Source organism: Streptomyces sp. NPDC048001 (assembly GCF_043203115.1).
Lineage (GTDB): Bacteria > Actinomycetota > Actinomycetes > Streptomycetales > Streptomycetaceae > Streptomyces > Streptomyces sanyensis.
This window is the reverse complement of sequence record NZ_JBIDBN010000006.1, coordinates 177368-200638: the sequence shown is the minus strand read 5'-3', so window position 1 is coordinate 200638 and position 23271 is coordinate 177368. Positions and strand designations below refer to the sequence as shown.

The 23271-nt window shown below is 71.7% G+C and carries 24 protein-coding genes and 1 riboswitch; of the genes, 14 read left to right on the top strand and 10 right to left on the bottom strand.

What is annotated here, in order from left to right; translation table 11 throughout:
- Window positions 1–148: 148 nt before the first annotated feature.
- The gene (locus ACGF15_RS13210; protein WP_376426316.1) at window positions 149–490 is read right to left on the bottom strand and encodes a hypothetical protein; all 342 of its coding nucleotides are present in this window, start codon (window positions 488–490) and stop codon (window positions 149–151) included.
- A gap of 282 nt (window positions 491–772) precedes the next feature.
- On the opposite strand from ACGF15_RS13210, the gene rpsF reads away from it, so the two are divergent.
- The 4 genes from rpsF to rplI all read left to right on the top strand — a co-directional run bounded on the left by rpsF (window position 773) and on the right by rplI (window position 2493).
- Complete coding sequence (gene rpsF, locus ACGF15_RS13205) at window positions 773–1063, top strand: 30S ribosomal protein S6 (protein ID WP_093655579.1); 291 nt, start codon at window positions 773–775, stop codon at window positions 1061–1063.
- A gap of 73 nt (window positions 1064–1136) precedes the next feature.
- A complete protein-coding gene (locus tag ACGF15_RS13200) occupies window positions 1137–1748 on the top strand; it encodes a single-stranded DNA-binding protein (RefSeq protein ID WP_392798594.1) in 612 nt (203 codons plus the stop codon).
- 43 nt (window positions 1749–1791) lie between these two features.
- Entirely contained in the window at window positions 1792–2028 is a 237-nt protein-coding gene (rpsR, locus tag ACGF15_RS13195; RefSeq protein ID WP_005315025.1) for a 30S ribosomal protein S18, read from the top strand.
- An 18-nt stretch (window positions 2029–2046) separates the two neighbouring features.
- The gene (gene rplI, locus ACGF15_RS13190) at window positions 2047–2493 is read left to right on the top strand and encodes a 50S ribosomal protein L9 (RefSeq protein ID WP_345612228.1); all 447 of its coding nucleotides are present in this window, start codon (window positions 2047–2049) and stop codon (window positions 2491–2493) included.
- A gap of 162 nt (window positions 2494–2655) precedes the next feature.
- Here the strand turns inward: rplI and ACGF15_RS13185 are convergent, their stop codons facing one another.
- Window positions 2656–3993, bottom strand: coding sequence for an MATE family efflux transporter (locus ACGF15_RS13185; protein ID WP_345612230.1), 1338 nt, complete (start codon window positions 3991–3993; stop codon window positions 2656–2658).
- Window positions 3994–4419: 426 nt separating this feature from the next.
- Here ACGF15_RS13185 and dnaB point away from each other — a divergent pair, with 426 nt between their 5' ends.
- From dnaB to ACGF15_RS13170, 3 genes are all read left to right on the top strand, one after another.
- A complete protein-coding gene (gene dnaB / locus ACGF15_RS13180; RefSeq protein ID WP_345612232.1) occupies window positions 4420–5910 on the top strand; it encodes a replicative DNA helicase in 1491 nt (496 codons plus the stop codon).
- Between the two features lie 181 nt (window positions 5911–6091).
- Window positions 6092–6709 (top strand): TOPRIM nucleotidyl transferase/hydrolase domain-containing protein, encoded by a 618-nt coding sequence (locus tag ACGF15_RS13175; protein WP_362608167.1) that lies wholly within the window; start codon window positions 6092–6094, stop codon window positions 6707–6709.
- Between the two features lie 284 nt (window positions 6710–6993).
- Window positions 6994–8373: a serine hydrolase domain-containing protein gene (locus ACGF15_RS13170; protein ID WP_362608169.1), complete on the top strand. Its 1380-nt coding sequence runs from the start codon at window positions 6994–6996 to the stop codon at window positions 8371–8373.
- 174 nt (window positions 8374–8547) lie between these two features.
- Here the strand turns inward: ACGF15_RS13170 and ACGF15_RS13165 are convergent, their stop codons facing one another.
- Together ACGF15_RS13165 and ACGF15_RS13160 are read right to left on the bottom strand one after the other, a co-directional pair.
- Entirely contained in the window at window positions 8548–9000 is a 453-nt protein-coding gene (locus ACGF15_RS13165) for a GNAT family N-acetyltransferase (RefSeq protein WP_392798588.1), read from the bottom strand.
- A gap of 308 nt (window positions 9001–9308) precedes the next feature.
- On the bottom strand, window positions 9309–10163 hold the full coding sequence (locus tag ACGF15_RS13160) for a GNAT family N-acetyltransferase (protein ID WP_392798585.1): 855 nt from the start codon (window positions 10161–10163) through the stop codon (window positions 9309–9311).
- A gap of 1007 nt (window positions 10164–11170) precedes the next feature.
- Here ACGF15_RS13160 and ACGF15_RS13155 point away from each other — a divergent pair.
- Entirely contained in the window at window positions 11171–12256 is a 1086-nt protein-coding gene (locus tag ACGF15_RS13155; RefSeq protein ID WP_392798582.1) for a globin domain-containing protein, read from the top strand.
- Between the two features lie 51 nt (window positions 12257–12307).
- Here the strand turns inward: ACGF15_RS13155 and ACGF15_RS13150 are convergent, their stop codons facing one another.
- The 4 genes from ACGF15_RS13150 to ACGF15_RS13135 form a co-directional block, all read right to left on the bottom strand.
- Complete coding sequence (locus ACGF15_RS13150; RefSeq protein WP_345612245.1) at window positions 12308–12787, bottom strand: NUDIX hydrolase; 480 nt, start codon at window positions 12785–12787, stop codon at window positions 12308–12310.
- A gap of 68 nt (window positions 12788–12855) precedes the next feature.
- A complete protein-coding gene (locus tag ACGF15_RS13145; protein ID WP_345612247.1) occupies window positions 12856–13746 on the bottom strand; it encodes a LysR family transcriptional regulator in 891 nt (296 codons plus the stop codon).
- A 192-nt stretch (window positions 13747–13938) separates the two neighbouring features.
- Entirely contained in the window at window positions 13939–15069 is a 1131-nt protein-coding gene (locus ACGF15_RS13140) for a cystathionine gamma-lyase (protein ID WP_392798577.1), read from the bottom strand.
- 148 nt (window positions 15070–15217) lie between these two features.
- The gene (locus ACGF15_RS13135) at window positions 15218–15595 is read right to left on the bottom strand and encodes a phage holin family protein (protein ID WP_345612251.1); all 378 of its coding nucleotides are present in this window, start codon (window positions 15593–15595) and stop codon (window positions 15218–15220) included.
- Between the two features lie 50 nt (window positions 15596–15645).
- Between ACGF15_RS13135 and ACGF15_RS13130 the strand changes: the two genes are divergently transcribed.
- From ACGF15_RS13130 to ACGF15_RS13115, 4 genes are all read left to right on the top strand, one after another.
- Window positions 15646–15963, top strand: coding sequence for a cupin domain-containing protein (locus ACGF15_RS13130; protein WP_345612254.1), 318 nt, complete (start codon window positions 15646–15648; stop codon window positions 15961–15963).
- Window positions 15964–16117: 154 nt separating this feature from the next.
- A complete protein-coding gene (locus ACGF15_RS13125) occupies window positions 16118–16333 on the top strand; it encodes a DUF5326 family protein (protein ID WP_256526277.1) in 216 nt (71 codons plus the stop codon).
- A 364-nt stretch (window positions 16334–16697) separates the two neighbouring features.
- Window positions 16698–17468, top strand: a complete 771-nt coding sequence (locus tag ACGF15_RS13120) for a helix-turn-helix domain-containing protein (protein WP_345612256.1) — start codon at window positions 16698–16700, stop codon at window positions 17466–17468.
- Between the two features lie 150 nt (window positions 17469–17618).
- The gene (locus ACGF15_RS13115) at window positions 17619–18053 is read left to right on the top strand and encodes an SsgA family sporulation/cell division regulator (protein ID WP_345612258.1); all 435 of its coding nucleotides are present in this window, start codon (window positions 17619–17621) and stop codon (window positions 18051–18053) included.
- Between the two features lie 121 nt (window positions 18054–18174).
- On the opposite strand, the gene ACGF15_RS13110 is transcribed toward ACGF15_RS13115, so the two are convergent.
- Window positions 18175–19545, bottom strand: a complete 1371-nt coding sequence (locus ACGF15_RS13110; RefSeq protein ID WP_376426327.1) for a YibE/F family protein — start codon at window positions 19543–19545, stop codon at window positions 18175–18177.
- A 73-nt stretch (window positions 19546–19618) separates the two neighbouring features.
- Window positions 19619–19751, top strand: a riboswitch (TPP riboswitch).
- On the opposite strand from ACGF15_RS13110, the gene thiC reads away from it, so the two are divergent.
- Both thiC and ACGF15_RS13100 read left to right on the top strand, forming a co-directional pair.
- On the top strand, window positions 19744–21534 hold the full coding sequence (thiC, locus tag ACGF15_RS13105) for a phosphomethylpyrimidine synthase ThiC (protein ID WP_392798572.1): 1791 nt from the start codon (window positions 19744–19746) through the stop codon (window positions 21532–21534). Its footprint overlaps the riboswitch before it by 8 nt.
- 406 nt (window positions 21535–21940) lie before the next feature.
- Window positions 21941–22294 carry a DUF805 domain-containing protein gene (locus ACGF15_RS13100; RefSeq protein WP_392798569.1) on the top strand — a complete coding sequence of 118 codons (354 nt, stop codon included), beginning with the start codon at window positions 21941–21943 and terminating at the stop codon, window positions 22292–22294.
- A gap of 90 nt (window positions 22295–22384) precedes the next feature.
- On the opposite strand, the gene ACGF15_RS13095 is transcribed toward ACGF15_RS13100, so the two are convergent.
- Window positions 22385–23194, bottom strand: coding sequence for a hypothetical protein (locus ACGF15_RS13095; RefSeq protein WP_345612267.1), 810 nt, complete (start codon window positions 23192–23194; stop codon window positions 22385–22387).
- Between the last annotated feature and the right edge of the window lie 77 nt (window positions 23195–23271).

Below are 23271 nucleotides of genomic sequence, written 5' to 3'. Positions count from 1 at the left end.
GCCCCGAATGTCTGTGCACAGCTGCGGGTCACACCGTACGCGGGCGCGGGCCGCGTACGGCCCGCGCCCCTCGTCCGCCCGGTGCCGCGGCGGCGGTGGCGGGCGGGGCTCCGGAGTCAGCCGAGGACTCCGGGGCGGGGCTCCGGAGTCAGCCGAGGACTCCTCCGAAGAGCCCGCCGTGGGCCATGCCGAGGAAGAAGCCCACCGCGGAGGCGCCCAGACCGATGATCAGCAGGAAGCGCTCACGGGTCGTCGCCGAGATGAACTGGCCGTAGGCGCCGGTGATGATGCCCACCAGGCCCGCCCACGAGCTGAGCAGGTGGAGGTTGTGCCACATCGCGGTGATGAAGGCCACGGCGCCGAGCACCAGCGTGGCCGCCATCAGGGTGTCCTGCAGGGGATGGGGCTTGCCGTCGGTGGCGAGCAGGGAGGCGGGGGAGGAGGACTGCCGCCGCAGTGCGGTGGTCTGGCGTCGCATTGTCTGTGCCATGAGGCACCTCCTGGCTGTGCAGAGAGGCGGCGCGCATCGTAGCGCCGCATGCACCCGATGCGTACAGATTGCGGCCATTCGCTCCCGGATTTCAACCGGAAGCCGGTGGACGGGTAGGCTGTACGGTCTGCACCGGTCTCTGCCCAGGCCCAGGCATGCCAGTCCCGGATCCGCGTGGTCCGGACGGCGCTGTCAGTGGCCGCCGATACCGTTGCGCACGCATCACGACCCTCCTGCCACGGAACGACCGTGGCCGCTGAGTCCAAAGGAGGTGGGTTCCACATGCGTCACTACGAGGTGATGGTCATCCTCGACCCCGATCTCGAGGAGCGCTCTGTCTCCCCGCTGATCGAGAACTTCCTCTCCGTCGTCCGTGAGGGCAACGGAAAGGTCGAGAAGGTCGACACCTGGGGCCGTCGTCGTCTCGCTTACGAGATCAAGAAGAAGCCCGAGGGCATCTACTCGGTCATCGACCTGCAGGCGGAGCCTGCGGTCGTCAAGGAGCTCGACCGCCAGATGAACCTGAACGAGTCGGTCCTCCGGACCAAGGTCCTCCGTCCCGAGACCCACTGAGCCTCCCGCTCAGGGTCATCGGGTCCGAGTAGCAGCAAGCAGCCAGAAGCAATCCCCGCCGAGAGGTTCCCCCATGGCAGGCGAGACCGTCATCACGGTCGTCGGCAATCTCGTCGACGACCCCGAGCTGCGCTTCACCCCGTCCGGTGCGGCGGTCGCGAAGTTCCGCGTCGCGTCCACTCCCCGCACCTTCGACCGGCAGACCAATGAGTGGAAGGACGGCGAGAGCCTGTTCCTGACCTGCTCGGTCTGGCGGCAGGCGGCGGAGAACGTCGCCGAGTCCCTGCAGCGCGGCATGCGTGTCGTCGTGCAGGGGCGTCTGAAGCAGCGGTCCTACGAGGACCGCGAGGGCGTCAAGCGCACGGTCTTCGAGCTGGATGTCGAGGAAGTCGGCCCCAGCCTCCGCAACGCCACGGCCAAGGTCACCAAGACCACCGGCCGAGGCGGCCAGGGCGGTTACGGCGGCGGCCAGCAGGGTGGCGGCGGCTGGGGCCAGGGCCCCGGCGGCGGCCAGCAGGGCGGCGGCGGGGCTCCCGCCGACGACCCGTGGGCCACCGGCGCACCGGCCGGCGGGGGTCAGCAGCAGGGCGGCGGCTGGGGCGGAGGCTCCGGCGGTTCCGGTGGCGGCTGGGGCGGAGGCTCCAGCGGTTCCGGTGGCGGCTCCTCGGACGAGCCTCCCTTCTAGGGCAGCTCGTACTCCCACTTCTTGATCACACAGGAGAAACACCATGGCGAAGCCGCCTGTGCGCAAGCCTAAGAAGAAGGTCTGCGCGTTCTGCAAGGACAAGACCGCGTACGTGGACTACAAGGACACGAACATGCTGCGGAAGTTCATTTCCGACCGCGGCAAGATCCGTGCCCGCCGCGTGACCGGCAACTGCACGCAGCACCAGCGTGACGTCGCCACGGCCGTCAAGAACAGCCGTGAGATGGCGCTGCTGCCCTACACGTCCACCGCGCGATAAGGGAAGGGTGACCGAATCATGAAGATCATCCTCACCCACGAGGTCTCCGGCCTCGGTGCCGCCGGCGACGTCGTCGACGTCAAGGACGGCTACGCTCGCAACTACCTGGTCCCGCGCGGTTTCGCGATCCGCTGGACCAAGGGCGGCGAGAAGGACGTGGCGCAGATCCGCCGCGCCCGCAAGATCCACGAGATCGCGACGATCGAGCAGGCCAACTCCGTGAAGGCCCAGCTCGAGTCCGTGAAGGTGCGCCTGTCCGTTCGCTCCGGCGACGCCGGCCGCCTCTTCGGCTCCGTCACGCCGGCCGACGTCGCTTCGGCGATCAAGGCCGCCGGTGGCCCGGAGGTCGACAAGCGTCGTGTCGAGCTCGGTGCGCCGATCAAGACCCTGGGTTCGCACCAGGTGTCCGTGCGTCTGCACCCCGAGGTCGCTGCGGAGCTCGGCGTCGAGGTCGTCGCCGCCTGAGACCGCTCGTGACCCTGCTCTTCTGAGCCGACGAAGGGCCGCACCCGTCAGGGTGCGGCCCTTCGCCGTGCCCGGTCCCTCTGCATCCCGTCCCGTTTCACGTGAAACAGGACGGTGCCGGGTTGATTGTTCTGTTTCACGTGAAACAGAACAGTCTTCCCGTCATCGAGCCGCGCCGGTCACGATCCAGCGGCCCGAGCGTGCGCGCCACCAGAGAGTGATCAACCGAACGGTCATCATCAGGGTCATCGCCCACCACAGCGCGGTGAGCCCGCCACCGAGGTGCGGCACCAGCAGTGCGGCGGGAAGGAAGGCGGCCAGCGTGACGACCATGGCGCCTGCGAGATAGGGGCCGTCCCCCGCGCCCATGAGCACACCGTCGAGGACGAACACGACTCCGGCGATCGGCTGGGACACGGCCACCACGAGCAGCGCGGGCAGAAGAGTGTCCTGCACGGTCTGGTCGCTGGTGAAGAGGGGGATGAACAGAGGGCGGGCCGCGATCACCAGGATCCCCAGGGCCACACCCGTCGCCATGCCCCACTGCACCATCCGTCTGCATACCTGCCGCGCCCCCTCCGCGTCACCGGCCCCGAGGTAGCGGCCGATGATCGCCTGACCGGCGATGGCGATCGCGTCGAGAGCGAAGGCGAGCAGACTCCACAGGGAGAGGACGATCTGGTGCGCGGCGATGTCGGCGTCGCCCAGGCGTGCCGCGACCGCCGTGGCGATCATCAGCACGGCACGCAGGGACAGCGTCCTGATGAGCAGGGGGACACCGGCATGGGCGCTCGCCCGGATGCCGGCGGCATCCGGGCGGAGCGAGGCGTGATGGCGGCGTGCGCCTCGGACGACCACGAGCAGATAGGCGAGAGCCATGCCGTACTGGGCGGCGACGGTGCCCCATGCGGAGCCCGCGATGCCGAGTCCGGCACCGTAGACGAGGGCCAGGTTGAGCACGGCGTTGGCCGTGAAGCCGCCGATCGCCACATACAGGGGAGTCCTGGTGTCCTGGAGCCCGCGCAGCACGCCGGTGGCCGCCAGCACGATCAGCATGGCGGGGATGCCGAGGCTGGAGATGCGGAGATAGGTGACGGCATGAGGGGTCGCGGTCTCGGACGTTCCGAAGAGGGCGACCCACCAGGGTGCCGACGGCAGCGTGACGACGACGACCGCGATGCCCAGTAGGAGCGCGAGCCAGATCCCGTCCATCCCCTGGCGCAGGGCCGCCCGCAGGTCGCCCGCACCGACGCGTCGGGCCACTGCGGCCGTGGTGGCGTAGGCGAGGAAGACGAAGACGCTGACGGCGGTCATGAGAAGGGCGGCAGCGACTCCGAGTCCGGCGAGCTGGGGTGTGCCCAGGTGGCCGATGATGGCGCTGTCCGCCATGACGAACAGGGGCTCGGCGACCAGGGCGCCGAAGGCCGGGACGGCCAGGGAGACGATCTCGCGGTCATGGCGACTTCTGTGCGCTCGGGAGGTCGCAGGGGCCTGGGTCATGGGATCAATCTAATCTTCCACAGGTAAGAGATGCAATGTATCTGCATCCCTTACATGATCGCTGGACGGAGGGTGGCGGCGAGGGCGCTTCGGCTGATCTTGTGCCGGGGGAGGAAGTTTTTCTCCTGCACAGCCGGTGGATGTAAAAACTGCAGGTCAGATAGGGGTCTGCGGTGGTGGTGTGCCGTTGTCCACAGTGCTGTCCCCTGCTCCGTGCACAGGTTCGGGAGAGTTCTCCACAGCATCTGGTCTTTCATCCACACAGCCTGTGGATAACCAGATTGGCTGACGCCCCCGCCGGGCCTACCGTGGACCGTCGCCCGACGCGCCGCGAGGGAGCTCGGGCGGCTCGATCTGTCGGTGTCGTGGCGTAGAAAGAGTGCCACGGCAGAGGTCCGCGGTGCGGACGGGAGGAGGTGGCCCCGGGTGAGTATCTCCGAGCCCTTGGACGACCCGTGGGCGGCCGACACACCGGGCGACCGTCTGCCCGCCCGACGCCGCGGAGGCGAGCCCCAGGGTGGTCGCGGGAGCCGTGACAACCGCGAGGACCGTCACGACCGCGGCAGCGACGGAGCCTGGGACGGTGGGCCGGCCTTCGAGCGCGTTCCGCCCCAGGACCTCGACGCCGAGCAGTCGGTACTCGGCGGCATGCTGCTCTCCAAGGACGCCATCGCCGACGTCGTCGAGATCATCAAGGGCCACGACTTCTACCGTCCGGCGCACGAGACGGTCTTCCAGGCCATTCTCGACCTCTATGCCAAGGGCGAGCCCGCCGACCCGATCACCGTCGCCGCGGAGCTGGTCAAGCGGGGCGAGATCACCCGTGTGGGAGGGGCCCCCTACCTCCACACCCTGGTGCAGTCGGTTCCCACCGCGGCCAACGCCTCCTACTACGCCGAGATCGTCCACGAACGCGCGGTGCTGAGGCGCCTCGTCGAGGCCGGCACCAAGATCACGCAGATGGGGTACGCGGCCGACGGCGACGTCGACGAGATCGTGAACTCCGCGCAGGCGGAGATCTACGCGGTCACCGAGCAGCGCACGAGCGAGGACTACCTCCCCCTCGGCGACATCATGGAGGGGGCCCTCGACGAGATCGAGGCGATCGGCTCCCGCAGCGGCGAGATGACCGGAGTCCCCACGGGGTTCACCGACTTCGACTCTCTGACCAACGGGCTCCACCCGGGGCAGATGATCGTCATCGCGGCCCGTCCGGCGATGGGCAAGTCGACTCTGGCACTGGACTTCGCCCGGGCGGCGTCGATCAGGAACAACCTGCCCAGCGTCATCTTCTCCCTGGAGATGGGACGCAACGAGATCGCCATGAGGCTCCTCTCGGCCGAGGCCAGGGTGGCCCTGCACCACATGCGCTCGGGCACCATGACCGACGAGGACTGGACCCGGCTGGCCCGCAGGATGCCCGACGTCTCCCAGGCCCCGCTCTACATCGACGACTCCCCGAACCTGTCGATGATGGAGATCCGCGCCAAGTGCCGGCGTCTGAAACAGCGCAACGACCTCAAGCTGGTGGTCATCGACTACCTCCAGCTGATGCAGTCGGGCGGCTCCAAGCGGGCGGAGAGCCGCCAGCAGGAGGTCTCCGACATGTCCCGTAACCTCAAGCTGCTGGCCAAGGAGCTGGAGATCCCGGTCATCGCACTCTCCCAGCTGAACCGAGGTCCCGAACAGCGCACGGACAAGAAGCCGATGGTCTCCGATCTCCGTGAGTCGGGTTCCATCGAGCAGGACGCCGACATGGTGATCCTCCTGCACCGCGAGGACGCCTACGAGAAGGAGTCCCCGCGCGCGGGCGAGGCCGACCTGATCGTGGCCAAGCACCGCAACGGCCCGACGGCCACCATCACCGTCGCCTTCCAGGGCCACTACTCCCGCTTCGTGGACATGGCCCAGACCTGAGCCCGGACCTCTCGCAGGTCCTCGGGGCGCCCGCCGTTCTCCCGGTCGCGATGTCGGCCGACCGGCGGCATGGGCCGCCCGACGAGGCGACCGGAGGAACCCCGGGGCACGACGGGGGACAGCCTCCGAGGTCGTCGGATATCCCCGTGCCGTGGCACCGGCGGACGGGCAGACTCGCCCCATGGCGGACATGGGCGCGTTCCGGGATGCGGTCACCGGCTGGGCGAGTGGGGGTCCCGACGGGCCGGCGCGCGATCTGGCAGAACGCCTGGGTGTGCGGACCGCGGTGCTCCTGGAAGGGCGGAGCGATCTCGCGGCCGTCGAGGCCCTGGCCGCCCGGCACGGCCGGAGCCTGGCCGCCGAGGGAGTGTGCACCGTGCCGATGGGCGGGGCGATGAACGCCGCCCGCTACGCCGGGCTCCTCGGACCCACCGGGCTCGGTCTGCGCCTGACAGGGCTGTGCGACGCGGGCGAGAAGGGCTTCTACGAACGCGGGCTGAGGCGCTCGCAGGCTCCGCTCCGGGACGTCTACGTCTGCACCGCGGATCTGGAGGACGAACTCATCCGCTCACTCGGCACGGCGGGGGTCGAGGAGGTCCTCCGCGCCGAGGGCGACTTCCGTGCGTGGCAGTCCTTCCAGCGTCAGCCCGCACAGCTCGGCCGGCCCCGGCATCAGCAGCTGCGGCGCTTCCTCGGTACGAAGAAGGGCCGCAAGATCCGCTATGGCCGCCTCCTTGCCGAGGCCCTCGCCGCGGATCGGACACCGCCCCCGCTCGACGGCCTCCTCGCGAGTCTCTGAGGTCTGGAGACAGGGGCCTCCCGCGTCCGCTGGACAGCGGACGGGCACGGGCGGGCGGCCGACCGGCGGCAACGGCCGGGCAGGCTCCGGCGGAAGCCGCCCGTTCCCGCAGGTGATCTGCGGGCGCCTTCGCCCTCTGCGGGGTCGTCTCCGGACGCCGGGGACGGGGAAGGCCCGGCCGGACCTCGGCCCGCGACAGCCGCCGAAGCGGTACCGGCGGGGGATTCGGCCGGGTCGGGCGAATCGGGTCGACGGGGTGGCCGGGCCACCGATAGACCTGGGGTATGACCTCAGAATCGGAAGACCTGCTGCCCGGCACGCGCAGGGCTCTGCTGCACCGCATCGCGGTCGCGCAGACGGAGGGGCGCACACCCAGCCTTGTGGGAGGCGTGCTGCGGGACGGGCGAGTCCTGTGGACCGGCTCCCGCACCGGACTCGAGGAGGCCGCCGCTCCCGGGGCGGACGCCCAGTACCGGATCGGCTCCATCACCAAGACCTTCACCGCCGTGCTGGTCATGCGTCTGCGTGACGAAGGGCTCCTCGATCTCGGCGACCCGCTGGAGAAGCACCTTCCCGGAACCGAGGTGGGCGAGGTGACCATCGCCCAGCTCCTGGCGCACAGCGGGGGGCTGGGCGCCGAGGCCCCCGCTCCGTGGTGGGAGCGGACACCGGGCTCGCTGCGTCCCTCCCTCCCCGACGTGATCGGGGAGGGCGCCCGGATGCATCCCCCCGGCCGTCTGTTCCACTACTCCAACCCCGGTTACACGCTGCTCGGTTCACTCGTCGAGGCGCTGCGGGGGATGTCCTGGGAGGAGGCCCTCCGGCGCGAGGTCCTCGAACCGCTGGGGCTGCATCGTACGAGCGCCCAGCCGCAGGAGCCGTACGCGAGGGGGTGGGCCGTGCATCCCTGGGCCGACGCCCTGCTTCCCGAGCCCGCCGAGGACCTGGGCCTGATGGCACCCGCGGGGCAGCTGTGGTCGACCGCCGCCGATCTGCTCCGCTTCGCCTGGTTCCTGGCGGAGGGCGACGAGCGGGTCCTCGGCGCGGCCTCGGTCCGGGAGATGCGCACCCCTGCGGTTCCCGCGGCCGCCGGGGACTGGAGCGGCACCTACGGGCTGGGTATGCAGATCACCCGCAGCGGGGAGCGCACCCTGGTGGGCCACTGCGGCTCCCTGCCGGGCTTCCTGGCCGGTCTGTGGCTGTGCGTGGAGGAGGGGGTGGCCGCCGTGGCGCTCGCCAACGCCACCTCGGGGCCGCTGCCCGGCCCGGCGGCGGCCGAGCTGGTACGGATCGTCGCCGATGCGGAGCCCCGCTTCCCGGACCCCTGGCGCCCCGCTGGGGAGGTGGACACCCGGCTGCTGGCCCTGGCGGGCCCCTGGTACTGGGGTACCCACGCCTACGGCCTCCGCCTCACCTCCGACGGCGGGCTGACGCTCGACCTGCTGCGCGGTGGGGGACGCGGCTCCCGGTTCGTCGCGGCGGGCGAGGATGCCTGGACCGGCCTGGACGGCTACTACGCGGGAGAGACGCTGCGGGTGGTGCGCCGGCCCGACGGGGCGGTCGGCCATCTCGACCTGGGGTCCTTCGTGTTCACCCGGGAGCCCTATGAACCGGGTGACGCGGTGCCCGGCGGTGTGGACGAAGGCGGTTGGCGCGGCATCTGAGGGCTGCCCGGGCAGTTTGCGCCGTGCGGGATGCTCTCCGGGCGATGGTCCCGCCCCGGAGCGGTGCCGCGGCAAGGGCGCACGGGGCCGGCCGCCTCCGGTGCGGTCGGCCCCGTGCCCGCCAGGGAGGTCGGGGCGCCCGCGCTTCATGGTCGGGGCGCCCCGCGCGGGCGCTCAGAGGGCCAGCTTGAAGCCCACATGGGACGGGGTGAAGCCAAGGCGCCGATAGAAGCGGTGGGCATCGGTCCGCCTGGTGTCCGAGGTGAGCTGGACGAGCCCGCACCCCAGACGGCGGGACTCCTCGACGGCCCACTCGATCAGCTCGGTCCCCAGGCCGCTGCCGCGCTCGTCCCGGTGGACCCGGACGGCTTCGACGATCGCCCGGGTGGCACCGCGTCGAGACAGGCCGGGCACCACGGTGAGCTGCAGCATGCCGACCACGCGGTCGCCCCGTACCGCCACCGTCTGGTGCTGACGGGGGTCCGCGGCCAGCTCTTCGAAGGCGGTGAGGTACAGGGCGAGGTCGTCGGGTGACTCCCGCTGCGCCCCCAGCGGGTCGTCGGCCAGCATGGCCACGATGGCCGGGATGTCCTCTGCGGTCGCCGGGCGTATCTGAAGATCGCTCATGTCCCGCAGACTACGCAGGACCTCAGGCGCTCGACGGCCGAGGGCGGCGGGGTGAACGGCCGGGAGCAGCAGGCGATTCGGGATCCTGCGCCGCACCGTCCCCTGCCTCCCGGGCCGTGGCCCACCGTCCCCGGTGCCTGGTACGGCTCTGCGTCGGGGAGCCGGGGAGCCGGGGAGGCGAGGAGGCCGGGAGGCGAGGAGGCCGGGAGCCGCGGAGGCGGTCGGGCGGGGAGCCCTCAGGAGCGGGGCGCCGCGCCGAGCGCTCCGCTCCCGGGAAGGGGACGGATCCCGCCGGTTGCTGGTGCGGGTCAGCCCGCTGCCACGGTCAGGGGGGCGAAGCGGCGGGTCCAGTCCCCGGGCAGCTCCTGCGTGCCGAGGGTCATCACCGCGTTGTGGGCGACCGTTTCCAGCCCCTGGGCCCGCACCCAGCGCAGTAGTTCCTCGTGCCGGACGTCGATGTCCGTCCGCAGGGGCCGGTCGGTGCACCGCGCCAGAGAAGCGATCAGCGCCTTCGCCGTATCCGTGTTCTCGGCGATCAGAGGGCCGACGACATGGGTGTCCATATTGGGCCAGGCGGCGGTGTAGCCCACCAGTTCGCCCGCCCTCTCCGCCACCCGCAGGTGGTCGGCGAAGGCGGGAAGCCGGGCGAGGAGAGCGGTCCGGTCGGCTCCGAACACCTCGGCGTCCAGACGGAGCATCCGGGGGATGTCCTCCGCTGTCGCGGCACGGGTGGCGACCGAGGGCACCGTTTCCCGGGGGGTGAAGTGGCCTCGAAGCATCTCGGCCCGCCCCTGGACCTCGAACCCCAGCTCCTCGTAGAGGGGGCGCCCCGTGGGGGTGGCGTGGAGCGTGAGCGGAGTACCTTCCGCCTCCGCGAGGACGTGCCGCATCAGACGCCTTCCGATCCCCTGGCGGGAGAACCGTTCGGCCACCAGCACCATGCCGATGGCCGCGAGGCCGGGACCGTACGAGGTCACCACACACGCGGCGGCCAGGCCCTTGCCGTCGGGGGCGTCGATCCCGTGCCCGGTGCCGGCGCTCAACAGGAGTCCCCACTTGTGCTCCTCGCGCGGCCAGCCCCGGTCCTCGGAGAGATCGGCGCAGGCGGAGAGGTCACCGTGGGTCAGGTGCCTGATGGACAGTTCGGCGAGAAGTGTCGGCATGGAGCCAGGCTGTACGACTCATGGATCTTCCGTCCAGTCCTTTCGGGCAATACTCGGCCGCCCATTCGGCCCGGTGCGGCAGGCGGCTGCCTCCTTGGTGCGGAGTCCGGGTGCGGAGCCCGGAACCCACCGGCACGGAGCCGTCCGAGCGTGGTGGTGCTCCGTCCGGTCGGGACGAGGGACTGGCCCGCAGGCAGGGGCCGGGCACGTCGTTTCACGTGAAACATCCGCCGCGACGCCGTCCTGGCCGCGTCCCGTGCGAGGGTTCCGCGGGATCCCTCGGGGCGGCGGGCCCCGGCTGCGTGCTCCTGAGGCAGGGCGGTTCCCGAGGTCCGGCCGCACCGCCCCGTGCGGCCACTCTCTCGGGGAGCGACACAGCCTAGAGGGAAAAGGATTCGCCCGGGCGGGACTTCCCGCTCTTGCCTCCGGCTCCGTGGGGCCTCTGCCATCCTGCGACAGCGGCCGCTGCGGACAGATCGGGTGAAGGCGCGGCCCTGCACGGCCCCCGACGCGCGGAAGCGACCGAGGCGCGGCGGGTTCGGCCAGGCGCGGAGTTCGGAACGAGAACCGGCGCAACCGATCGAGAGATGTTCGAGTGAGGCAGACGCATGGATGCTCCGGCCGGTATGTCGGCAGGGAACGGTAGGCCCGGTGGCAGAGGCATACGGGCGACAGCGCAGCCGCGGTCCGCACACGGCGGGCAGCCGTCGGGCGGCCCCCTCCCCGGCCCCCTGCCCCCACTGTCCCCCGGTACCTCCCGGCCGAACGCGGAACAGCAGGCGGCCCCGGCCGATCCGGACTCCCCGGTGTGCCGCTCGGGCCCCCGGTCCGTCCGCCCCGGCAGACGGCCGCAGCTCTCGATCGTCCGGGACGCGGCGGGCCCCGGAGACGCCCCCGAGGCAGGCCGCACCCCCACCGCGCCCCCTGCACCGGAAACCGCGCCCCCCGCACCGGAAGCCGCCCCCACCGCGCCCCCGTCGAGGGACGCCGTCCTCGTACGCCGCACGATGGCCGCCGTCGCACCCGTCGCCGACCAGCTGGTCTCGTACTTCTACGCCCTGCTCTTCGTCCGCCACCCCGCGCTGCGCCCGATGTTCCCGGTCGCGATGGACCTCCAGCGCGACCGGCTGGTGAAGGCCCTGCTGACCGCCGCGGAGCACATGGACGACCCGGCCGTCCTCTCGCACTACCTGCGGGACCTGGGGCGCGGCCACCGCAGGTACGGGACGCAGTCCTTCCACTATCCCGCGGTGGGCGAGGCGCTGATCGGCGCGCTCACCCGCTACGCGGCCGAGGTCTGGGACGCCGAGACGGAGGCGGCCTGGGTGCGCACGTACACCACGATCTCGGGGATCATGATCGACGCCGCCGCGGAGGACGAGCGGCACCACCCCGCCTGGTGGGAGGCCGAGGTCGTCTCCCACGATCTGAGGACGCCCGAGGTCGCGGTGGTCACCCTGCGGCCCGACCGTCCGTACCCGTTCCTCGCCGGTCAGTACACGGCCCTGGAGACGCCCTGGTGGCCGAGGGTCTGGCGCCACTACTCGTTCGCCGGGGCGCCGCGGGCCGACGGGCTGCTGGCCTTCCACGTCAAGGCGGTGCCGGCGGGCTGGGTCTCCGGCGCCCTGGTGCACCGGGCCCGCCCCGGTGACGTCCTGAGGATCGGACCGCCCGCCGGGTCGATGACCGTGGACCACGCCTCCGACCGCGGCCTGCTCTGCCTCGGCGGGGGGACGGGCATCGCCCCGATCACGGCCCTCGTCGAGGACGTGGCGGGGCACGGCGGACGGCGGCCCGTCGAGGTGTTCTACGGCGCCCGCTCCGACCACGACCTGTACGCCCTCGACACCCTGCGGCGGCTCCAGCGGACGTACCCCTGGCTCTCGGTGCTCCCCGTGGTCGACGCCGACGCGCGGTTTCCGAGGGCCCTGCGCGGGCTGGGGAGCTACGGCCCGTGGGACGGTTTCGACGCCTGCCTGTCCGGGCCCGCCGGAATGATCAGGAACGGGGTGGAGGAGTTGCAGGCGCTCGGCTTCCCCGCACGGCGGATCCTGCACGACGCGGTCGAGGACCTGGTGCCGTACGCGTACTGACGGCCGGCGCCTCCGGGGCGGGCGGCGCCCGCCCCGGCCCGGAGGCTCGGCTCAGCCCAGGTCCGGGGCGTGCATGGCCCGTACGCCCTCGATGTTGCCGTCCAGGTAGTGGCGCAGGGACAGCGGGACCAGGTGGACGGCGGCGATGCCGACCCTGCTGAAGGGCACCCGCACGATCTCGTACTCGCCGACCGGCTCCTCCACCTCGGGGCCGTGCCGGAGCGAGGGGTTCATCGACTCCAGGCGGCAGACGAAGAAGTGCTGCACCTTCACACCGGTCACGCCGCCGTCCGCGATGTGCTCCACCGTGTCGACGAAGCAGGGGACCACATCGGTGATCTTGGCGCCGAGTTCCTCGTGCACCTCGCGGTGCAGGGCGTCGACCACGGTGGCGTCCCCCGGCTCCACGCCTCCGCCGGGGGTGAGCCAGTAGGGGTCCACTCCCGGCTTGGTGCGCTTGATCAGGACGAGGTCGCCGCCGTCGAGCAGGATGGCGCGTGCGGTGCGCTTGACCACGGGTCGTTCGGTCATGGCAAGAGAGTGGCCCACATCGGGCCCTCTGAAACGCGTGCCCGGTCCGGATGCGGTGCGGGAGCCGCTCACCAGTCGGCGGCCGCACGGAGCAGGTGGTCGTGGGCGCGGGCGATGTGCGGATGGGCCAGGGTGCCGGTGCGGACCACGAGGAAGTAGGTCCGCAGCGGGGGGACGGGGGGCTCCAGGAGGGGGATCAGCCGCCCCTCTCTCAGCGCCCCCTCGCACAGATAGCGCGGCAGCACGGCGAGCCCCGCTCCCGCGGTGGTCGCCGCGAGGACCGCGTGCAGGTCGGGCGCGACCACGGCGGCCGCGGCCGCAGGACGCGATTCGAAGACCGCGTGCCAGTACCGGGAGACGAGCGGCAGCGACTCGTGCACCTCCACGACGGGCAGCTGCGCGAGGACCACATGTCCCTTGCGGAGGTCCTCCGGCGGGAGGTGGTGCGCCCAGCGCGGGGCGGCGACGAGGACGTGCTCCTCGTCGCAGAGGGTGGTCGACGCCAGGAGCCGTCCGCGCGGGCGGGCGGTGGTGATCGCCAGATCGTGGTGGCCCGCGGACAGCCCGTCCAACGCGCTCTCCGCCGTGCCGAAGGACGTCCGCAGGGCGAGCCCCTGGGACACCAGGGGGGTGAGCGCGGGCAGGGCACGGACCGCGGTGAACTCGGGCGGACCCGCGAGATGCAGCGTGCGGACCGCGGAGTCGTCCCGCAGCCCGCCTTCGGCGATCTCCACCAGCGCGTCCAGGTGCGGGGCGGCCCGGTGGGCGAGTTCGTCGCCGATGGTGGTCGGAGTGACACCGCGGGCCTTGCGCAGGAAGAGCGGACGGCCGAGCTGGCGCTCCAGCGTCCGTATCTGGCCGGTCACCGCCGGTTGGGAGAGCCCCAGCAGTGCCGCGGCCCGGGTGAAGGATCCGGCCCGGTGCACCGTGACGAACGTGCGCAGCAGGGCCAGATCCATGCCATGACCTCCCGATCCGGCGATGCTCTCGAACCCGGCCAACTATAAATATGTCGATAGGTCGCTGTCGCTAGGGTGATTGGACACTGACGCTGAGTCAACTAGCCTTGTCCGCACGGTTCTTCGCAGGAGGAACCGGAACGGTCCGAGCCACGAGGGGGGAGGCTCGGACCGTTCGCCGGGGGACCGGGGTCAGGGTGCCGCCGCGTCCAGCGCCCGGGCCACGTCGGCCAGCAGGTCCTCGGGGTCCTCGGCACCGACCGAGAAGCGGATGAAACCCTCCGGGACGTCGTCCCCGCCCCAGCGGCGGCGCCGCTCCGCGGTGGAGCGCACCCCGCCGAAACTGGTCGCGTCGTCGACCAGCGTCAGGGCGCGCAGGAAGCGCTCCGCGTGGTCGCGGTCGGGCAGCACGAAGGAGACCACGCAGCCGAAGCGCCGCATCTGGCGGGAGGCCACCGGATGCGAGGGGTCGCCGGGCAGGCCCGGGTAGCGCAGGCCCGTGACCTCCGCCCGCCGCCGAAGGGACTCCGCCAGCGCCAGCGCGGTGGCCGACTGGCGGTCGGAGCGCAGCTGCAGCGTGGCGAGGGACCGGTGTGCCAGCCATGCCTCCATCGGGCCCGGGATGGCGCCGACGATCTTGCGCCAGTGCCGCACTTCGGCGGCCTTCCCGGCATCGCGGCAGCTCACATGGCCGAGCAGCACGTCCCCGTGACCGGTCAGGCCCTTGGTCCCGCTGGCCACCGAGAAGTCCGCCCCCAGGGCGAGCGGACGCTGCCCGAGCGGGGTGGCGAGGGTGTTGTCCACCGCGACGAGCGCCCCGGCGGCGTGTGCCGCCCCGGTCAGCCGCCGGATGTCGCAGACGTCCAGCCCGGGGTTGGAGGGCGTCTCGATCCACAGCAGCCGCGCCCCGTCCAGCACGGCCAGCTGCGCGTCCCCACCGGTCGGCGCCGTGCGCACGGTGATCCCCCAGGCGCGTAGCTGCTCGTGTACCAGCGGGAGTGCCTGGTAGCCGTCGGAGGGGAGCACCACGGTGTCGCCGGAGCGCAGTTGGGACATGAGCACGGCCGAGATCGCCGCCATGCCGGAGGCGAACGCGACCGTCTCCACAGGTTCCCCGGGGGCTTCCAGCTCCCCGACGGCCCGCTCCAGGTGCGTCCAGGTGGGGTTGGACTCCCGGCCGTACGCGTACGGCCCCGTCGGGTCGCCCGAGAGGTGGAAGTGGGCGGCGAACACCGGCCCGGGCAAGGTGGGTTCGTGGTTCACCGGGTCGGGCAACCCCGCCCTGACCGCTCGGGTGCCCTCTCCCGCGGGTGTACCGGTCATGCCGCGACGCTCCTTCGCCTGTGCCGGTCGCGCCGGGTGGGTGCCCCGCCCGGCGCCTCGCCCATTGTCGGGCACGGGGGCGGAGGGGCAGCGGCCCCGGCGGGGCGCGGTCGTCCGCCGGGGCCGGGAGGCGCCGGTGCGGCGGGGTTCAGTCCCCGTCGGGCAGCACCACGTTGAGGGCCCAGGAGACGATGGAGATGATCAGGCCGCCGAGGACGGCCGTCCAGAAGCCCTCGACATGGAAGTTCAGATCGAACTGGTCGGCGAGCCAGGACGTCAGCATCAGCATCAGGGCGTTGACGACCAGTGTGATCAACCCGAGCGTGAGGATGAACAGCGGCAGGGTGAGGACCTGGAGCACCGGCTTCACGAAGAAGTTGACCAGTCCGAAGATCAGCGCGACCAGGATCAGGCTGAGCGCCTTCCTGCCGGTGCTGTCACCGGTCAGGGTGATGTCCTGCACGAGCCAGATGGCGACCAGCAGGGCCCCGGCGTTGGCTAGCGTCTTGACTGCAAAATTCATCATGTGTCTGATCGTGGCAGACACGATCGGGCGAAGGGCAGGGGCGGACGGGCATGAAGGCATTCCGGCTGGACGAACTGGAGGCGGAGCGCGCCGCCAACGAGGGGGCGTATCTGCAGTTCCTCCGCGAGCGGAACATGTCGGTCGGGCTGTACGCGCTGGACGCCGGGCAGACGGACCCGCAGCAGCCGCACCGGCAGGACGAGGTGTACTTCGTCGTCAGCGGTCGCGCCGCGATCACGGTCGGTACCGAGACGACCCAGGTCGGCCGCGGCAGCGTGGTCTATGTGCCGGCCGGGGTGCCGCACCGCTTCCACCACATCAGCGAGGACCTGCGGGTCATGGTCGTCTTCTCGCCGCCCGAGGGCTGACGGGGCCGCCGTGCCGGGGCGGCGTCCGGGGCCAGGGCCCCGGGTTCCCTAGGGGGTGGCTCAGGGGAGTTCGGGGGATCGAGGGCGCCGCTCGGCGTCCGCCGCCGCCTAGCATCGAAGGCACGGACTCGGAGAAAGAGGTAGCGCGATGGCTGTGCGGGAGATTTTCGCGGGGATGCCGTGGTGGGTGAAGTGGATCGCCGTACCCGTCATCGCCCTGGTCGTGTTCGGCGGGCTGATCACGAGCATCGTCGCCTTCGTCGTCGGCCTGCTCTTCAAGGTGCTGCTGTTCGTGGCCCTGGTCGGCGTGCTCGTCTTCGTCGTCAGGAAGTTCACGGCGTCCTCGGGCTCCTCGCGGAGCGACTGGTGAGGAGCGGCGAGGGGCCGGTCGGGCCCCTCGCACGGAGCGGGCGGAGCGGCCCGCGCGGCGCCGGGTGACTGCCCCGGCGCTGCCGTATTAGCCCGCCCGGGGGAACGGAACGGCGTAAGCCCGTGCCGTCCCCCGGCTGCCGTTAGAGTGACAGCCCTCTGCCGCCCCCTCGGCCCATCTCCACAGGTGACGGCTCCGCCCCGAGCCCCTGCCGTCCCGTCCCGGGCAGGTGCCCGTGTCCCGGCCGGCCGGCCCGGAACGGCGGTCCCGGATCTGTGGTCCCCAGGACCGCGGGCTGCGGCGGCCGCGCGGGGGCGGCCCCCGCGGGCGGGCACGCAGCCCGTCACACGCCTGGGGGTGACCTATGGCCAGGGCTACGTCCGCTGCCGTCCCTACCCTGATCGGCTCGGTGCAGCGGGCCTTGAGGCTGCTGGAGGCGGCCGGGGCGCATCGCGACGGCGCGCCCGCCAAGCAGCTGGCGCGGGAGGCCGGCATCCCGCTGGCCACCGCCTACCACCTGCTGCGCACCCTCACGCACGAGGACTACCTGCGGCGGGACAAGGGCGTCTTCACCCTCGGCCCCGCGGTCGACCGGCTGGCCCTCGACCGCTCCCAGCAGAATCGTCGCGCCAGGCTCCAGGACTCCCTGACCCAGTGGCGGGACGCGATCGGCGTCGCCGTCTACTTCGCGGTGTACCGCGAGGGTGAGGTCGATGTCGTGGCGGTCTCCGACACGCCCTACGCCCCGGCCGTCCCCGAGTGGGCCGACTTCCGCGAGACCGCCCACGCCCATGCGATCGGGCAGTGCCTGCTCGGTCAGCTCGACACGGAGGCGCGGCGCGACCATCTCGACCGCCACCCGGTGCAGCAGGTCACGCCCTACTCCGTGCGCGACCGGGAGGCGCTGCTGGAGCGCATGGCCGCAAACGCCCGCCCGGGAACCGTGGTCGAGCGTCAGGAGTACGCGCTCGGAACCGTCTGCGCCGCTATTCCCGTCACCGTGGGTGACATGATCGGGACGATGGCGCTTTCTCTCCCCCTGGAGCAAGAGGCCCGTCTCCGTCCCGCAGTTGAACAGTTGCGGAGGGGAGTGAGGGAGCTCATGGAGTCTCTTGCGTTCTCTATCAGTATCTGAAATATCACTCCTTGTGATCTGCTAGCGGTTCCAGCACGATGGCGTCAAGAGGAACCGGGGGATCGTTCCCGGCCAACTCTTCTTCGTCGGTATGCCAGAACGCCGGTACGTCAGCACGGTTCAATCAGCTCCATCTCTGCGAGGTATGTGATGCGCGAGTCGGTTCAGGCCGAGGTCCTGATGAGCTTCCTGGTCTCCGAGGAGCTCTCCTTCCGGATCCCGGTGGAGCTGCGCTACGAGACAGGCGATCCGTACGCGGTGCGGATGACCTTCCACCTCCCCGGCGATGCTCCCGTGACCTGGGCCTTCGGGAGGGAGCTGCTGCTCGACGGGATCAACGCGCCCAGCGGGGACGGCGATGTGCACATCGCGCCGACCGGCCACGAGCCCCTGTCGGACGTGCACATCCGTCTGCGGGTCGGGGACGACTCGGCTCTCTTCCGGGCGGGGGCCCCGCCGCTCGTCGCCTTCCTGGACCGCACGGACAAGCTGGTTCCGCTCGGACAGGAGCTCGCGCTCGGTGACTTCGAGCTGAGCCTGGAGGAGGCACTGGGGCGCATCCTGGCCGAGGAGAACGCGGGCTGAGGGCGGCAGGGCCGGGAACCGGGCCGGCGGAAGCCCCGGCCGAGGTCCGGGCGGTGGAGGCGCCCGGCCCGGGCACCCCCGGCCGGCATGCTCCGTCACCGGCCGGCCGCCGCCCGGTCGGCTACCGCTTCCTGCGCCGTCCGCGACCGCCGGTCCGCCCTGCCCCCGCCGCGGCGGGCTTCCCCTCGGCGCCGGGCCGGTCCGCGGAGACCACCAGGGCGGCGAGCGCCGTGGTGACGGGTACGGAGGCGACCAGCCCGATCGAGCCGACCAGGGTCCGCACGATCTCCTGCGCCACGAGTTCGCTGTTGGCGACCGTGCCCACACTGGACTGGGCGATGCTGAACAGCAGGAGCAGCGGCAGTGCCGCGCCCGCGTAGGCGAGCACCAGGGTGTTGACGACGGAGGCGATGTGGTCGCGGCCGATCCGGATGGCCGCGCGGTACAGGGCGCGCGGCCCCATCCCCGGGTCCGCGTGGTGCAGTTCCCAGACCGCGGAGGTCTGCGTCACGGTGACGTCGTCGAGCACGCCCAGCGAGCCGATGATGACCCCGGCCAGCAGAAGGCCGCTCATGTCCAGCTCCGGGTAGAGGCCCTTGATCAGACCGGTGTTGTCGTCGGTGTTGCCGCTGAGGCTGGCCCAGCCGATGAACAGCGAGCCGAGCAGCCCGATGAGGAGCAGCGAGATCAGGGTGCCGAGCACCGCCACCGAGGTGCGGGCCGTGACGCCGTGGCACAGGTACAGCGCCATCAGCATGATCGCGCTGGAGCCCACCACGGCCACGACCAGCGGGTTCGACCCCTGCAGGATCGCCGGGAGGATGAACAGCGTCAGCACGGCGAAGGACACGGCCAGGGCGATCAGCGCCATGAGGCCGCGCATCCGCCCGACCAGCACCACCGCCAGGGCGAAGATGCCGGCCAGGACGGCGATCGGCACCTTGCGGTTCACATCGGTGACCGAGTACTGGAGGTCCCTGGGGGCGTCCGGGGCGTAGGCCACCACGACCCCCTGGCCCTCCCTCAGCTGCCGCGGGGCGTCGGGCTGGACGATCTCGACGAACCGCCGCCCCTTCTCCGGGCCGGTGGTCACCTCCACGGTCGCCCGGGCGCAGTCGCCCTGCCGGCGGTTCACCGCCTCCCGTCCCTCCGGGGTGGAGGTGTCGCCGGTCGGCGGCACCTGGGCCGCGTTGACCTCCTCGCAGGACACTCTCTCGAGTGCGACGACGGTGCCCTGCTCGGTCTGGCGGTCGAAGCCCACCCCGGTGCGCTCGTGGCCGGGGGCCCCACCGGGCCAGAGCACGGCCAGGCCCACCAGCACGGCCGTGGCGAAGGGGATGAGCACCGCGGCGATGACCCTGCGGAGGTGCCGGGACACCGGTTCGGCGGGGCCGTGCGCGTGGGAGTGGACATGCCCGGAGGCCGCGACATCGCCGGGGGCGGCTCCGTGGCCGTGGGAGTGCGGTTCGGGAGTCTGCTGCGAGGAGGTCACCGACAGATCATCGCAAGAACGCGAGGGGCCCACTGTTCAGCACGCCCGGCGGGACGCTAGCGTGGTGGCACGTTTTTGCACACGCGGGAGCTCGGAGCACCGGGCTGAGAGGGCGTTGACCTCCGTATATCCGTACGGGACAGCTGCGCCGACCGCCGAACCTGTTACCGGGTAATGCCGGCGTAGGGAGTAGGTCACATGACCACATCGGACGCACACACGCCTGCCTCCGACCAGAGCGGCGAGGCCGGGAGGTCCATCGGCTGGCACAAGGGGTACGTCGAGGGGTCGCGCCCCGACATCCGGGTGCCGGTGCGCAGGGTGCACCTCACCAACGGCCGTGACGTGACGCTGTACGACACCTCCGGTCCGTACACCGACCCCGGGGTCGACACCGACGTGCGCCGCGGGCTGCCGGCCCTCCGGGAGAACTGGATCGTCGCGCGCGGGGACACCGAGGAGTACGCCGGCCGGCCCGTCCGCCCCGAGGACGACGGCGTCAAGCACACCGCGCCGCGCGGGGGACTGCGCAACCTCGACGCCGTGTTCCCGGGACGCCCGCGCCAGCCGCGCCGCGGTCGCGAGGGCCGGGCGGTCACCCAACTCGCCTACGCCCGGCGGGGTGAGATCACCCCGGAGATGGAGTACGTGGCCCTCCGGGAGAACGTCTCCCCCGAGGTCGTGCGCGAGGAGATCGCGGCGGGGCGGGCCGTGCTGCCCGCCAACGTCAACCACCCCGAGATCGAGCCGATGATCATCGGCAAGCGGTTCCTGGTGAAGGTCAACGCCAACATCGGCAACTCCGCCGTCACCTCCTCCATCGAGGAGGAGGTGGAGAAGATGACCTGGGCGACGCGCTGGGGCGCCGACACGGTCATGGACCTCTCCACCGGCCGCAACATCCACACCACCCGCGAGTGGGTGCTGCGCAACTCCCCGGTGCCGATCGGCACGGTGCCGCTCTACCAGGCGCTGGAGAAGGTGGACGGCAAGGCCGAGGAGCTCACCTGGGAGATCTACAAGGACACGGTCGTCGAGCAGGCCGAGCAGGGCGTGGACTACATGACCGTCCACGCCGGTGTGCTGCTGCGCTATGTGCCGCTCACCGCCCGGCGCAAGACGGGCATCGTCTCGCGCGGCGGCTCGATCATGGCCGCGTGGTGCCTCGCGCACCACCGGGAGTCCTTCCTGTACGAGAACTTCGAGGAGCTCTGCGAGATCCTCGCCTCCTACGACGTCACCTACTCCCTCGGCGACGGCCTCCGCCCCGGTTCGATCGCGGACGCCAACGACGAGGCGCAGTTCGCCGAGTTGAGGACGCTCGGGGAGCTGAACACGATCGCCAAGCGGCACAACGTGCAGACCATGATCGAGGGCCCCGGCCATGTGCCGATGCACAAGATCAAGGAGAACATCGACCTCCAGCAGGAGATCTGCGAGGAGGCGCCGTTCTACACGCTCGGCCCGCTCACCACGGACGTCGCCCCGGCCTACGACCACATCACCTCGGGGATCGGCGCCGCGATGATCGCCTGGTGGGGCACGGCGATGCTCTGCTACGTCACGCCCAAGGAGCACCTCGGCCTGCCCGACCGCGACGACGTGAAGACCGGCGTCATCACGTACAAGATCGCGGCGCATGCGGCGGACCTGGCCAAGGGGCATCCCGGTGCGCAGGAGTGGGACGACGCGCTGTCCGACGCGCGGTTCGAGTTCCGCTGGGAGGACCAGTTCAACCTGGCGCTCGACCCGGACACGGCCCGCGAGTACCACGACGAGACGCTGCCCGCGGAGCCGGCGAAGACGGCGCACTTCTGCTCCATGTGCGGTCCGAAGTTCTGCTCGATGAAGATCAGCAGAAGCATCACGGAGCAGTTCGGCGGCGACGATCCGCTGGTCGGCGACGACGAGGCCCGTGCGGGGATGCTGGCCAAGTCGGCCGAGTTCGCGGCCCAGGGCAACCGGCTGTACCTGCCGATCGCCGACTGAGGCCCCGAGGCCGCGATGTCCCCCGGCAGGCGCCGGGGGACATCGTCGTATGCGGGGGTTCCGCGACGGACAGGCTCCCGTGCGGGTCCGCCGCCGTCGCCGCGCACGGGGCCGCCGGAACCGGACCGGGCGGTGGGGCCGCTCGCCCTTCGCTCCGGCGCACGGCTGCCCCCGTGGAGGTGCGAGGGGAGCGGGCTGTCCCCAGGTCCTGGGTCCCCCGCGGGCCTCGCGGGCCGGGGGGCGCCGCCCGCGGGGCGGGCGGCGCTCGGACACGGTTGGGACGCAGGTCGGTGACGTTTCGGCCGTGACCGGTCCGCGCCTTGCCCGGCGACCACCCCATGGATAAGTTTCAGCCGCTTGTCTGAAATTCGATCTGCCCTGACATGGGCATGGGGAGGGGACCGCAGTGAACTGGTACCTGGCAGTACTGAAGAACTACGTGGGATTCAGCGGCCGTGCGCGCCGTACGGAATTCTGGATGTACACGCTCTTCAACTCCCTCGCGACGCTCGTGCTGTACGTCGCGGGCATGGCGATCGACACGATGGTCCCGTACTTCCTCTACTCCGTCGCGACCTTCCTGCCGTCCCTCGCCGTGGCCTTCCGGCGGCTGCACGACACCGGCCGCCCCGCGTGGTGGCTCCTGCTGGGCTTCGTCCCGTTCGTCGGCGGCATCATCCTGATCGTCTTCCTGGCCTCCGAGGGCCAGGAGGAGGCGAACCGGTACGGCGCCAACCCCAAGGCCGTGCCCGCCGCCTGATCTCCACGGCGGCCCGAGTGCGCCGCCCCGTCCCCGTTCGCCGCACTCCCCGGCTCGCCCACCGGCGCCCGGGGGCGGCGGACGGGCCGGTCATTCCGGGCGGTGTTCCGGGCCGCCGAACTCGGGCCCGGAGAAGTCGGGGCTGGAGAACGTCGGCCGCCGCCCGCCGGTCCGGCCCTCCGAGGGGCTGGTGAAGTCCGGCCCGCTGTAGCCGACCTTGGGTATGCGGCCCACCCGCGGCGGCGGGTCCAGCCGGGCCCGGGGGGCGGTGTCGTCGAGGGCCGCCCTGAGGAAGGGCAGCATCCCCCGCTCCAGCAGTGCCGCACCCCAGGCGTCCTTGGCGCTGCGCACCTCGTCCGGCAGCGCGTCGAAGGGTCTGCCGTCGGCGACATGGCTGGCGTCGTTGCGCAGGGCCGTCAGCAGCAGGGCCACCGCCGCGGCCAGGATCGCGGCGGCGGTCAGGGCGGCGAAGGCCCAGCCGGTGGAGACCAGGGCGCCGGCCAGGGACGGCGGCGGGCTGAGCACCTTCAGCAGATAGCCGACGGCCAGCAGGATCACCGCGGCCGTGCCCGCGAGCATCGGCGCCAGGACGGTGACCACCGCGGCCAGTCCCGCTCCCGTCCGGGTGGTCTCCCCCGCACCGGACGGGAGGACCGTGCCGGCCGCCGCGGCGCGTACCTCGGCACGGACCCGCACGTAGTGCTCGTACTCGACGGCAGCGGCGGCGGTGATCAGGGCCGTCGCGTCCAGTGCGGTGGCGCGCAACTGCTCGGTCGTCAGTCCGGCGCCCGCGATGGCGGGATCCCGTCCCTCGCGTGCGGTGCGCAGTGCTGCGTCGAGGATCCGCTCGTAGTCGGTGCGGTCCTCGGCCAGCAGGTGCGGAGCGCTTCTCATGTGCATCCCCCGAAGCTCCGTAGGGCCGGATCGCACGTGGTGGCCGGGCGGTCGGGCGGAAACGGAGGAGAGCCTGCTACGGA

What these genes read in the sequence shown, in the direction of transcription:
- ACGF15_RS13210 (WP_376426316.1), bottom strand. Translation starts at nt 490, where the DNA reads ATGGCACAGACAATGCGACGCCAGACCACCGCACTGCGGCGGCAGTCC.
- rpsF (WP_093655579.1), top strand. Translation starts at nt 773, where the DNA reads ATGCGTCACTACGAGGTGATGGTCATCCTCGACCCCGATCTCGAGGAG.
- ACGF15_RS13200 (WP_392798594.1), top strand. Translation starts at nt 1,137, where the DNA reads ATGGCAGGCGAGACCGTCATCACGGTCGTCGGCAATCTCGTCGACGAC.
- rpsR (WP_005315025.1), top strand. Translation starts at nt 1,792, where the DNA reads ATGGCGAAGCCGCCTGTGCGCAAGCCTAAGAAGAAGGTCTGCGCGTTC.
- rplI (WP_345612228.1), top strand. Translation starts at nt 2,047, where the DNA reads ATGAAGATCATCCTCACCCACGAGGTCTCCGGCCTCGGTGCCGCCGGC.
- ACGF15_RS13185 (WP_345612230.1), bottom strand. Translation starts at nt 3,993, where the DNA reads ATGACCCAGGCCCCTGCGACCTCCCGAGCGCACAGAAGTCGCCATGAC.
- ACGF15_RS13175 (WP_362608167.1), top strand. Translation starts at nt 6,092, where the DNA reads ATGGCGGACATGGGCGCGTTCCGGGATGCGGTCACCGGCTGGGCGAGT.
- ACGF15_RS13170 (WP_362608169.1), top strand. Translation starts at nt 6,994, where the DNA reads ATGACCTCAGAATCGGAAGACCTGCTGCCCGGCACGCGCAGGGCTCTG.
- ACGF15_RS13165 (WP_392798588.1), bottom strand. Translation starts at nt 9,000, where the DNA reads ATGAGCGATCTTCAGATACGCCCGGCGACCGCAGAGGACATCCCGGCC.
- ACGF15_RS13160 (WP_392798585.1), bottom strand. Translation starts at nt 10,163, where the DNA reads ATGCCGACACTTCTCGCCGAACTGTCCATCAGGCACCTGACCCACGGT.
- ACGF15_RS13155 (WP_392798582.1), top strand. Translation starts at nt 11,171, where the DNA reads ATGGCCGCCGTCGCACCCGTCGCCGACCAGCTGGTCTCGTACTTCTAC.
- ACGF15_RS13150 (WP_345612245.1), bottom strand. Translation starts at nt 12,787, where the DNA reads ATGACCGAACGACCCGTGGTCAAGCGCACCGCACGCGCCATCCTGCTC.
- ACGF15_RS13145 (WP_345612247.1), bottom strand. Translation starts at nt 13,746, where the DNA reads ATGGATCTGGCCCTGCTGCGCACGTTCGTCACGGTGCACCGGGCCGGA.
- ACGF15_RS13140 (WP_392798577.1), bottom strand. Translation starts at nt 15,069, where the DNA reads ATGACCGGTACACCCGCGGGAGAGGGCACCCGAGCGGTCAGGGCGGGG.
- ACGF15_RS13135 (WP_345612251.1), bottom strand. Translation starts at nt 15,595, where the DNA reads ATGATGAATTTTGCAGTCAAGACGCTAGCCAACGCCGGGGCCCTGCTG.
- ACGF15_RS13130 (WP_345612254.1), top strand. Translation starts at nt 15,646, where the DNA reads ATGAAGGCATTCCGGCTGGACGAACTGGAGGCGGAGCGCGCCGCCAAC.
- ACGF15_RS13120 (WP_345612256.1), top strand. Translation starts at nt 16,698, where the DNA reads ATGGCCAGGGCTACGTCCGCTGCCGTCCCTACCCTGATCGGCTCGGTG.
- ACGF15_RS13115 (WP_345612258.1), top strand. Translation starts at nt 17,619, where the DNA reads ATGCGCGAGTCGGTTCAGGCCGAGGTCCTGATGAGCTTCCTGGTCTCC.
- thiC (WP_392798572.1), top strand. Translation starts at nt 19,744, where the DNA reads ATGACCACATCGGACGCACACACGCCTGCCTCCGACCAGAGCGGCGAG.
- ACGF15_RS13095 (WP_345612267.1), bottom strand. Translation starts at nt 23,194, where the DNA reads ATGCACATGAGAAGCGCTCCGCACCTGCTGGCCGAGGACCGCACCGAC.